The 259-nt window shown below is 43.2% G+C and carries 1 rRNA gene; it reads left to right on the forward strand.

The annotated features are described in order from the left end of the window. Positions 1–34: 34 nt before the first annotated feature. Positions 35–148: ribosomal RNA gene (rrf, locus tag CEX98_RS22175) — 5S ribosomal RNA — on the forward strand. The last annotated feature ends 111 nt before the right edge of the window (positions 149–259 follow it).

Below are 259 nucleotides of genomic sequence, written 5' to 3' on the forward strand. Positions count from 1 at the left end.
GTATATAAAAATAAGAACTAAAAAACAGAATTTTCCTGATGATTATAGCGTTTTGGAACCACCTGACCCCATGCCGAACTCAGAAGTGAAACAAAACAGCGTCGATGATAGTGTGGGCTTCCCATGTGAAAGTAGAACATCGTCAGGTCCCAATTAAAGAAACCCGTTGCAGCGATGCAACGGGTTTTTTGCTATGTGAGATTTAAAACACCTCGCGAGATAAACTCGCTCCTACCACAGTCGCAACATGGTAGGAGGC

Source organism: Pseudoalteromonas piscicida, assembly GCF_002744175.1.
Lineage (GTDB): Bacteria > Pseudomonadota > Gammaproteobacteria > Enterobacterales > Alteromonadaceae > Pseudoalteromonas > Pseudoalteromonas piscicida_B.